Below are 10400 nucleotides of genomic sequence, written 5' to 3'. Positions count from 1 at the left end.
AGACACATTTGCTGAGAAACGTGAAAAACAGTTAGAAAAAATTTCGACAAAAACAGAGGGATAATTCCAGTTTTAAACTGTCTCACTTATGGGGGGTTGACATCAGCAACAACCATTAATTGATTAAACACCTGATAAAAGTATGGGGAAAACACTATGCCAAAAACTAGACTCGACATCCTTCAAAAAATAGAAAAAGCAAACGCCAACTCTCAAAGCCATATAAGTTTGCGTAATTGGGACCTTAGTGGTTTAGATTTATCAGGCTTATATTTAAGTCATGTTGATTTATATGGAGCAAATTTAGAAGGAGCGAATTTAGCTGGAACCTATTTAAAAGGTGCGAATCTTAGTTGTGCTAATTTAAAAAATACAAACTTATCAGGTGCATATTTGCAGGGAGCAAACCTACAGTTCTCTAATTTAGAAGACACCAACTTTTGTCATGCGGACTTGCGTAAAGTTGACTTTAGAGACGTACAGACATTCAATGGCGCAAGGTTTAAAGGGTCTTGTGCCATCGGTGCATGGTTTGGCACTGGTGATTTAAGAAATACAGATATTCACCACAGTAATTTTTACTATGAGTATTTAAGCCTAGAGTTGCAAGAAGCAATGAAGGACTTAGATGACGACCCTCTCTTTACAAACCGCGATGAAAACCCACAATTTGAAAGCCAAGACTTTTTACCCAGTGACTTTAATAATCTTAAAAATAAAATACTTGAAAAGTGTATCCATTTTCAAGAAATTGATCGGGATGCCACGTTTACTGTCCCTAACTTTATTCGATATCTGACTGAAGAGCAACGAACAAAGTTCCTCGATGAAAGGGATAGATTAATCGATTGCAGTATCAACCTCGAAGAGATAAGCGTTCCTGTTCATATTGCTGGAGAATCAGCAAACTATAATCGCGATGCATTCCAAGACTATTTAGCTAACAGTGAAGTTTCACCGTTTACAGGTCAAGCTATCCACGAAGATAGCATTCAAAATGACTATAGCCCACAAACTTACATTGACTATCATCTCCTTGTTGAGGAGATGGCAAAATGTCTTCCCGCAGATGAACTTGCTGAATTAAATCAACAACAAGTACCAGCAGCTCCGCCAGCTTTAGCCAGGCATCAAGAAGCAGATATAGATCCCAATCTACTTTTAATCATATATTTAACGTTAGATAAATATGGCCTCTCAAATGCTAAAAATCTAGAAAAAGCACTCAAAAACCCGGCAAGATTTTTAGAACAGTACAACGAGTTAAAACAACAGCAATTCTGTAAAGCTGTATACCTTCAAGAAGTACTTGATGCCCCGAATTTATATAACCCATTCACAGGACATGTTAGGCTATTTAAATCACTTTCAGATCTAGACCTTGCTTCACCAAATAATATCCAGCGTCTACTCAAAGCTCCTCTCGACACTACGCTTATTAAAATATTAATAGAATCAGGTTTAGATGAATCAATTAAAGACTGCAAGCAAAGGAACAGTACAGAAAAGCTTAAACTCTCAGAGTTTTTTAAATATCACCTACAATCAGAAACAGAGCTTGCGGGATTAAAAAGTATTCTTAACGGTGCAGCTTCAGCACTTAACCACAGAAGGCATGCCTTCAATATCTTCTCCACAGCACACTCTTATAAAGCTGCTGAACCATACTTTAACAAAGCTCGGAAGTTAGCTAACATCAGTGACCGATATTGGGAAATCGCCCTATCACGACATTATTGGACTAATAGCTGGCAAGAACAAGCTAATCACTACTATGAAAATACTTCTAGGATTCCGGTAACAGCTCCGATACCAACAGTAGTTCCTACTCCTACCACCGCAGCCCCAGAGCCAACAGCACAACCAACTGCTGTTACAATGAATAACGTAACCATTACTCCAGCTATGAGAGCAACTACCACTCCGGCACCTATCACTCCAGCAGGCACTACTACCTCACCAGTACCGGCAGACTCAACAACAGCCCCCAATATCACCCCTACAAGTACTGGCGCTCTAACTCTAACCCGTACTCCAGCTTTAAATCATCCTCTTGCTCCAGCCATGGAAGCAACTGCCACTCCACTACCTGCGACTACGCAGCCAGCACCTATCGCTCCAACAGCTACTACAGAGACTATTACAGATCCTGCTAAAAAAATAACAGACATAATTGATACCAATAATCGATTTATAGATGCTTTAATAAAAGATTATACGGGTAAAAGCCCAGCTCAAACAACTGCAGCGAAAACTCCAACAGCACCATCTAGCACTGTAACCACAAGCTCAAATACTACCTCTACGTGCAAAGGCAAGTATGTTGTCATTGCTCCACCAACTAGCGCCCCAGATACAGCTCCAACGACTGCACCTATATCTACAAGCCGCACTCTATTACCTGCATTAAGAGTTACACCAACTGTTGCTCCACCAGCCCCGCTAACCCCTACTACAGCTGAATTTAACGGCCTATACTTTACACAGCACATGAGTGACAGCGATAGTTTAATTCCATCATTTGCTCTTTTTGCAGGCAATCCCTCACCGACTGCAACTCCTGAAGAGATCATCTCTCTTTTCCAAGACATGAACGAAACCGATACCAATAATCAGGGAGCAGCACCTGCACCCTAACTTAAAACTAAAGATAATATTTCATCATGCCCTAAAATTATAATATTTAGGGCATGAAGCAATACTGTTACATCAATATTCAATAAAAAGCCCTACTAATAGGCAGCCAAAAAGTCCTTTACATCCTGCATAAGGCGATTTGATAAACTATCAAACCACTGTAACTCTGGCCAACTACGCAGCCAAGTCATCTGGCGTTTTGCCAACTGGCGTGTGGCAATGATGCTACGTTCAACCATGTCATCATAACTTAATCTGCCCGCTAAGTACTGCCACGCTTGTCGATAACCCACCGCACGTATCGCCGGTAAATCTTCTGTCAAATCGCCACGTTGATACAGTTTTTCCACTTCAGCTAAAAAACCAAGCTCGAGCATTTTCTCAAAGCGCAGCTTAATACGCGCATGCAGAACCGTCCGATCAGCAGGTGCTAAAGCCAGTGCAGTAATCGGATACGGACAGGGTGTTTGTTGATTTTCTTGGCATAATTCAGTGAGATTTTTACCGGTAATTTGATAGATTTCTAAAGCCCGTAATAATCGCTGGGGATCATTAGGGTGAATACGCCGAGCAGAGATTGGGTCGATTTTTTCCAGCTCTTGATGTAATCGCTCCAAACCTTGCTGATCCGCACGCTGCTGCAATTGCATTCGGATAGACTCATCGGCGGCGGGTAATTCAGTCAGCCCATCACGCAAAGCTTTAAAGTACAACATCGTCCCACCGACAAGTAAGGGTATTTTCCCTGCTTTAATCACTTCATCCATCTGTTTTAAGGCATCTTCACGAAAATCAGCCGCAGAGTACGGTACACTTGGATCTAAAAAATCAATTAAACGATGCGGCGCACGCACCAACTCTTCACGGCTCGGTTTCGCTGTGCCAATATCCATGCCCCGATAAACCATCGCCGAATCAACACTGATAATCTCATAGCGCCCTGTTTCAACCAACGCCATTGACAAATCCGTTTTGCCTGAGGCTGTCGGCCCCATTAAAAATACCACCTGATTCACTGCTGTCATAATAAATTATCGCCCTCTTAAAAACAGTTTATCAAGTGCTGCCATATTCAATGCTGTCCAGGTCGGGCGGCCATGATTGCATTGATTGGCATGATCCGTTTTTTCCATATCACGCAATAGCGCATTCATTTCAGCAAGGCTGAGCTGGCGATTAGCACGCACCGCCCCATGACAGGCCATCGTCGCAAGAATTTCATTAAGGTGATTGTCTATTGCAAAACTCTCACCAAAGCGGCTGACATCACGGATGATATCTTTGACTAATTGCTCAGCACGTTCTTGCTTTAATAAGACCGGTATGGCTCGAATCAAAGCCGTCTCAAAGCCCGTCACACTAATATCTAAGCCTAGTTTATCAAACAATTCCTCGCACTCGGTTAAGCGCGTGATGTCTAAAGGCGGTAATTTTAATGATAACGGAATCAGTAATGTTTGCGTTGCCAGTCTATCCTCTTGCCAAGCCTGCTTTAGCTTCTCATAGACAACACGCTCATGTGCCGCATGCATATCAATTAAAATCAAACCTCGATCATTTTCTGCAAGAATATAAATGCCTTTTAATTGAGCCAGTGCAAACCCCAAGGGCGGCGCTTTTTCTGGCCTTGTCTCAGCGAGCGGTTGATCTTTATGACCCTGATTATACTGCGATTTACCTTGTTTAACCGACATTAAGGCAACTTTTTCACCTATATTTATTACATCTGCCTGTTCTGTCCTAACATTTTTAGTCGCCGTATCCAATAACTTAGCATAGAGCTCTAAAGGCTCCTGCTGGCTTTTTACCATTTGAGCTAATGCTAAAGGCTGTGTTGCTGCCAGTCGCAGTGAGGGTTTATTCGTGGTTTTAACCACTGTTTTTTCTACCTGGCTCGTTGATGATTGCAATGGCTCTAATTGTCGCAACTCTGGCTTATAACCTGGCTGCGTCTTTTTCAAGGCCTCTTGTAATATCTTACGAATAAAACCAAACACCTGACGGCCTGATGAAAAACGCACTTCTTGCTTAGTCGGGTGAACATTAACATCCACCTCAACAGGGTCTAAGCCTAAAAAGAGTACAAAGGCTGGATAACGCCCTGCATATAACACATCTTGATAAGCCTGCCGCACCGCTTGATTTAACGCCCGATCACGAATCATCCGATCATTCACATAAAAATACTGTAAGTCTGCCTGGCTTCTTGAAAACGTCGGATTAGCAATCCACCCTCTTAAACATAAACCATTAACTTCTTCATTAATATACAAACTTTGCTCAACAAAGAGCTGTCCACAAAGTTTGGCTACACGCGCCCGTTGCTCATCTAAAGAGATCGCCGCTTTTAAATCAAAAACCGCTTTACCATTGTGGCTCAGCTTAAACGCCACCGGAAAGTGACTTAAGGCAATTCTGCGCACAGTCTCATCAATATGTAAAAATTCCGTACGCTCAGCGCGTAAAAACTTGCGTCGTGCTGGCACATTAAAAAATAAATCTCGGACGTATATAGTCGTACCCACATTTTGCGCAACAGGTTTTAATAAAATATCCGGATCATTTTCACCATCCATTTCTATAGACCAGCCCATCTGCTCTTTCGCAACACGTGATTGTAAACAAAAGCGTGACACTGCACTGATACTCGCCAACGCCTCACCACGAAAACCTAAGGTTTCTACCGCATCTAAGTCATCTATGGTGGCAATTTTACTGGTGGCATGACGATCCAGTGCGAGTTTTAAGTCCGCTTTAACAATCCCATGGCCATTATCACGCAAATAAATGCGTTGCACTCCGCCTTTATCTACTTCGATGTCAATTGATGTCGCACCAGCATCCAAGCTATTTTCCACCAGTTCTTTAATGACCGCCGCCGGACGCTCCACCACTTCGCCAGCAGCAATTTGATTGGTTAAATGACGGGGCAAAGTCTGAATACGTTTCACGCTGTTTATCACCTTTATTCTCTCGGCCCCTGAGTATAGCAAATTTTAAGGCAAGTTGAGGCGATTAAGGTGTTCGCTCATAAAACAGCTCGCGTGGAAAATGTAGCTTTCTTTCAAATAGAAAGTGATCAGATAAGTCAAGCTCAGCATACGGAGTATTTAATAGCATCGAGCCACCATCGTACATTAACGGCTCAGCCACGCCACGAATCACACGAATGCGACTTTGTTGCTGCAGTTGATCTTCAGGGATGTAGCCTTGATGGACCAAAACATAATCATCCATCTCACCATAAGTTCCCGTATTCATCAGGTTTTTAGTATAATCGCCCCCATACGGCAATGCCTTAATGTTTAACCAAGGTTGGTATTTAGAGTCCACCGTCAAAATAGTTTTATTAAATTCAGTGCACTCTTGCTTAGTATGGCACTCTTGGTAATCGACATTTAAGTCCCCCGCAATAACCACTGGCTGATCTTTCGGCAAGTTACGAGCATCAATAAATTGCTTGATCTGTTCAAATTGCTTGCCCCGCACTATGGTATCTTGCACTGCAGTAGATTCACCTTCTGTCGCCTGTAAATGAGTACCAATAATGTTATAGAGCATCTGGCCTTTTTGAATCTTAACGTACAACACACCTTTGGCAGAACCACAGTCAACACCACTACAATCAGCAAAAACTTCTTTGGCATACTCAGCGGTGATAATGGGCCAATGGCTAAAAATCATCTGCCCCCCTGTTAATAATTTATCACTTGAAGTAGGGCCATAGTAATAGGGATAATCTGCCTTCATCGCATGAATAAAAGCATCACGATGCCCTTTACTCATTAACTCCTCAACCACAACCACATCATAGTGTTTAATTTTCTGAGGAATCAGCTGCGCTCGCACAGAGGCTTCATTCATACGCATTGCTACACCCGCATACGCTGGCCACAGCTGAACATTATAGGTTGCAACAGCAAGAGAGAGATCATCTTGATCATCACGCAGATAACGCGGTGCTAACTCACTCTGGTCCAAGACATAATTAATTTCATTAGTTGACTGATCACTGCCCGTGTAGTGAATCGCCGCCCCATAAATTTTATAGGGCTGACCATGCCATAGTGCGTCTGGCGTAATTGTTTCTAATTGCACATTATCCGGGGCCGGCTTACTGGTAAAAATATCAATTATCTGTGGCACTTGAGACTCTAGCTGATACTTTGCACTCGTAATGCTAGAACCAACCCAAGCGCCTTGCAAACGTGTGGTCAAGCTAAAGGGTATAGTCTGTTCAGACTGTTTAGTTTTTTCAGCGGGGTCCGTGCTGGTTATATGGGCGGTCAAGCAATAGGTTTTTCCATCCTCAATACCTTGACCATAATTAATACTGGCTAATTTCCCGCGTTGATAGGCTTGTAAGGTTCCCGAATAGCCTTGATAATAGCTAGCGTCTAAATTCTCACAGCCCTCTATCTGCGTATCAAGAAAAGCACGATAACTTACCGGTCGATCTGTATTATTAATAAAGTAAAGGTAATATTGCGCATAAGCAGCTGAGGCAATAAAAACAGAGTAAATTCCAAATAAAAAAATAGCCAAGCTTGGTTTAAAAAATTTCATCAAGAAATTCCTCGCATTTAATTTTATTAAAAAATATAAATAAATAATTTAATAACCTTAATAACCTTAATAACCTTAATAACTTGATATAAATATATTATTTATGACAAATATAAGTATATTATTTTACAATTTAAATAGAAAGCATTAATTCTGCCTGCATAAGAAACTCATGTACTGAATCAACGTGCAAATGAACACGTAAATCATCAGCATATTGCATCGAGCGTGTGCTAGGTGTACGAATAAGCACCGTTTGCATACCTAAATCCGCAGCCGGCAGCAAATTTTCAGACATATCTTCAATAAAAATACAGTGCTCTGGCTTTAAATCAAACTGCTGACAAAACAGCTGATATGATAAAGTATAGGGTTTTGCCTGGAAATTAGCCTGCTTAATATCAAAAATTCCTGAAAATAGTGTCCATGCCCCCATTGCGGTTAAAATGTTTTTAGCATGAACAACCGAACCATTGGTATAAACGTATTTTTGATGTGGCAATTTTTGTAACTGAGTTGCTAATCGACGACATTGCTGTAATTCACTCGCATCGATATCATGAACGTATTCTAAAAAATTATCTGGATTAATACCATTGCATTTAACTAAACCCTTTAAAGTCGTACCATAATCACGATAATAGTCTTTTTGTATTTTATGGGCTTGAATCTCATCAACGTTTAATAGCCTGCGAATAAACTGGTTCATACGCACTTCTATCTTGTTAAAAAGCAAAGTACTAGAGTCATATAAAGTATTATCTAAATCAAAAACTAAATTTTTAGCACGTGACCAATCTAGCATATTTACCTCTATCGTATCAGTTTTATTTCAAACTCAATTGTGGGATCGACTAATTGATTCTGGGCCTGAATAAGCTGCAATTCCCGACTTTTTGCAGCAAATGTCGCAGTAAAAACCTGATACACTGAAGCTGTGGTCAATTGCAACGCTTTAACTAAAGAGTGCTCTAATAAATAGCGCCCTAATAATAACGCCGCAGTCAGATCACCTGCCCCATTTGGAGCAACATCAAATGATAAAAACGGCGTTCTTACCCACCAACTGCCTTGGCTCGTATCCATTAACAAAGCAACGTGACCATCATCACTTGGCACACTGGTCACACAAATCGCCTGCTCAGCATGGCAACGCAGCTGATCACAAGCGTGCACAACATCCATTAATGAGCTTACTTTATAACCACTTAAAAATTCCAATTCAAACACATTCGGTGTAATCAAATCAGCTAAACTAATCAGCTCATCACGAAAAAACTCCCCCACGCCAGGCTTAACAAAAACACCTCGGCCAATATCACCAATCACAGGGTCGCAACAATAGAATAAACCGGGGTGACGCTGTTTTTGATCTTTCACAAATTGACAAATCACTTGACCAAGATCAACATCCCCCATATAGCCACTTAAAATACCATCAACAGAGGCTAATGCGCCGACCTCATCTAAGCCTTGCAAGAGTTCTTGAATATGCGCTTGAGTTTGAATGCTGCCACGCCAAGCGCCATAACCCGTATGGTTCGAAAACTGCACCGTATTCACCGCACTGACATCAATACCCAAACGCTGCAATGGAAACACCGCAGCCCGATTGCCTACATAACCATAAGACACATGGGACTGAATGGAAACAACATGCTTCAAGCTTAAACACCTTTAACTTTAGCGCTAACTACTTAACTAAAATAAATCAAACCCAGCCATTCTAGCATAATCAACCACTAAGCTAAGATTAAATTTTATGTTCATGACATTTATCAAAAAAATTGCTAAAGCACACTATAATTAGGGCTATGTCCCTATGAGATGAAGTAAGCCACTATGTTTTTTAAACGTTCCAAAGCAAATTCTGTCGAACATTTTAGTGATAATGATTGTATTGTAAACTCATTACACCAGTGTTTAGCCACAATTGAGTTTGACCCTCAGGGCAATATAAAAACAGCAAATCCACACTTTCTTGGTGCAATAGGCTATCAGCTAGAAGAAATACAAGGGCAACATCATCGCATCTTTTGCTCTAAAACCTATGTTGAAAGCGAAGAATACAAAACGTTCTGGAAAGAGCTTGCCAGTGGCCAAATAAAATCTGGAGTATTTAAACGTTATAATAAAGACAAAGAGCTCATTGTTATAGAAGCAACTTACTTCCCCATTCTCAACGAAGAGGGCACTGTTATTAGCGTGATGAAAATTGCCAGCGTTATAACTGAGCAATATAACAAATCACAAGGCCAAGAAGACCTACTTGGCGCCCTGAACAACAACTTCGCGGTCATTGAGTTTAATCCAGACGGCACGATCTTAAAAGCAAACAATAACTTTTTAAGTGCGCTGGGCTATACTCTTGAGGGTATCCAAGGTAAGCATCATAAAATGTTCTGTTTTGATGATTTTTACCAAGATAATCCAAATTTTTGGAATGAGTTGGCACAGGGAAAAGCATTTTCAGGGCGCTTCCTACGTAAGACCAGCCAAGGCCAGGATCTGTGGATACAAGCCTCTTATAGCCCGGTTCGCGATGATCAAAATCATGTTTACAAAGTCGTGAAATTTGCCTCTGATATTACTGAAGATGTGCTACGAGAAGCTGCCATTTCTGAAGCTGCACAGGTTGCCTACAGCACAGCAATAGAAACATCACAAGTCGCTCAAGAAGGTAACAATGTACTTGAGACAACCGTTGATCTTTCTAAAAAAATGATGACCAATCTCAATATCTCTATCGACCAAATCGACGAGCTCAGCTCGCTTTCTAAAGATGTTTCAGAAATTGTCAAAACCATCGGCGGTATCGCAGATCAAACTAATTTGCTAGCACTAAATGCTGCCATTGAAGCTGCTCGTGCCGGCGAACAAGGTCGAGGTTTCGCAGTCGTCGCCGATGAAGTACGCCAATTGGCCTCACGCACATCTGAATCAACGGAAGAAATTAATCAAGTCGTTAATAAAAATATCTCATTAACACAAGAAGTGACTCAAGCGATGACCGAAGTCAACCGAGTTGCTCATGAGGCAAATTCAAAAATAGAAGATGTTTCAAACACCATGAATAAAATTTATACCGGTGCTGAAAGCGTCGCCTCTGCAGTGAATAAATTTAAAGAAAATAACCATTAAAAATATAAAGCGCTGCGTATAGCCACTTACTTTTCTTATATGTAAAACTCCAGATA

At 41.1% G+C, this 10400-nt stretch carries 7 protein-coding genes; 2 read left to right on the top strand and 5 right to left on the bottom strand.

The window, feature by feature from the left end; genetic code table 11:
- Window positions 1-156 precede the first annotated feature (156 nt).
- The gene (locus C200_RS14360; protein ID WP_016210809.1) at window positions 157-2637 is read left to right on the top strand and encodes a pentapeptide repeat-containing protein; all 2481 of its coding nucleotides are present in this window, start codon (window positions 157-159) and stop codon (window positions 2635-2637) included.
- 95 nt (window positions 2638-2732) lie between these two features.
- On the opposite strand, the gene miaA is transcribed toward C200_RS14360, so the two are convergent.
- The 5 genes from miaA to pdxY form a co-directional block, all read right to left on the bottom strand.
- Complete coding sequence (gene miaA / locus C200_RS00635; protein WP_032126139.1) at window positions 2733-3662, bottom strand: tRNA (adenosine(37)-N6)-dimethylallyltransferase MiaA; 930 nt, start codon at window positions 3660-3662, stop codon at window positions 2733-2735.
- A gap of 6 nt (window positions 3663-3668) precedes the next feature.
- On the bottom strand, window positions 3669-5588 hold the full coding sequence (gene mutL / locus C200_RS00630) for a DNA mismatch repair endonuclease MutL (RefSeq protein WP_016210804.1): 1920 nt from the start codon (window positions 5586-5588) through the stop codon (window positions 3669-3671).
- Between the two features lie 64 nt (window positions 5589-5652).
- A complete protein-coding gene (locus C200_RS00625; RefSeq protein ID WP_016210807.1) occupies window positions 5653-7203 on the bottom strand; it encodes a sphingomyelin phosphodiesterase in 1551 nt (516 codons plus the stop codon).
- A gap of 133 nt (window positions 7204-7336) precedes the next feature.
- The gene (locus C200_RS00620) at window positions 7337-8008 is read right to left on the bottom strand and encodes a pyrimidine 5'-nucleotidase (RefSeq protein WP_016210805.1); all 672 of its coding nucleotides are present in this window, start codon (window positions 8006-8008) and stop codon (window positions 7337-7339) included.
- Between the two features lie 8 nt (window positions 8009-8016).
- Window positions 8017-8868, bottom strand: coding sequence for a pyridoxal kinase PdxY (pdxY, locus tag C200_RS00615; RefSeq protein WP_016210808.1), 852 nt, complete (start codon window positions 8866-8868; stop codon window positions 8017-8019).
- Between the two features lie 177 nt (window positions 8869-9045).
- On the opposite strand from pdxY, the gene C200_RS16470 reads away from it, so the two are divergent.
- Window positions 9046-10344: a methyl-accepting chemotaxis protein gene (locus C200_RS16470; protein WP_016210803.1), complete on the top strand. Its 1299-nt coding sequence runs from the start codon at window positions 9046-9048 to the stop codon at window positions 10342-10344.
- The last annotated feature ends 56 nt before the right edge of the window (window positions 10345-10400 follow it).

The sequence above is a fragment of the Piscirickettsia salmonis LF-89 = ATCC VR-1361 genome (genome assembly GCF_000297215.2).
Taxonomy (GTDB): domain Bacteria; phylum Pseudomonadota; class Gammaproteobacteria; order Piscirickettsiales; family Piscirickettsiaceae; genus Piscirickettsia; species Piscirickettsia salmonis.
This window is presented reverse-complemented; position numbering and strand designations above follow the sequence as displayed.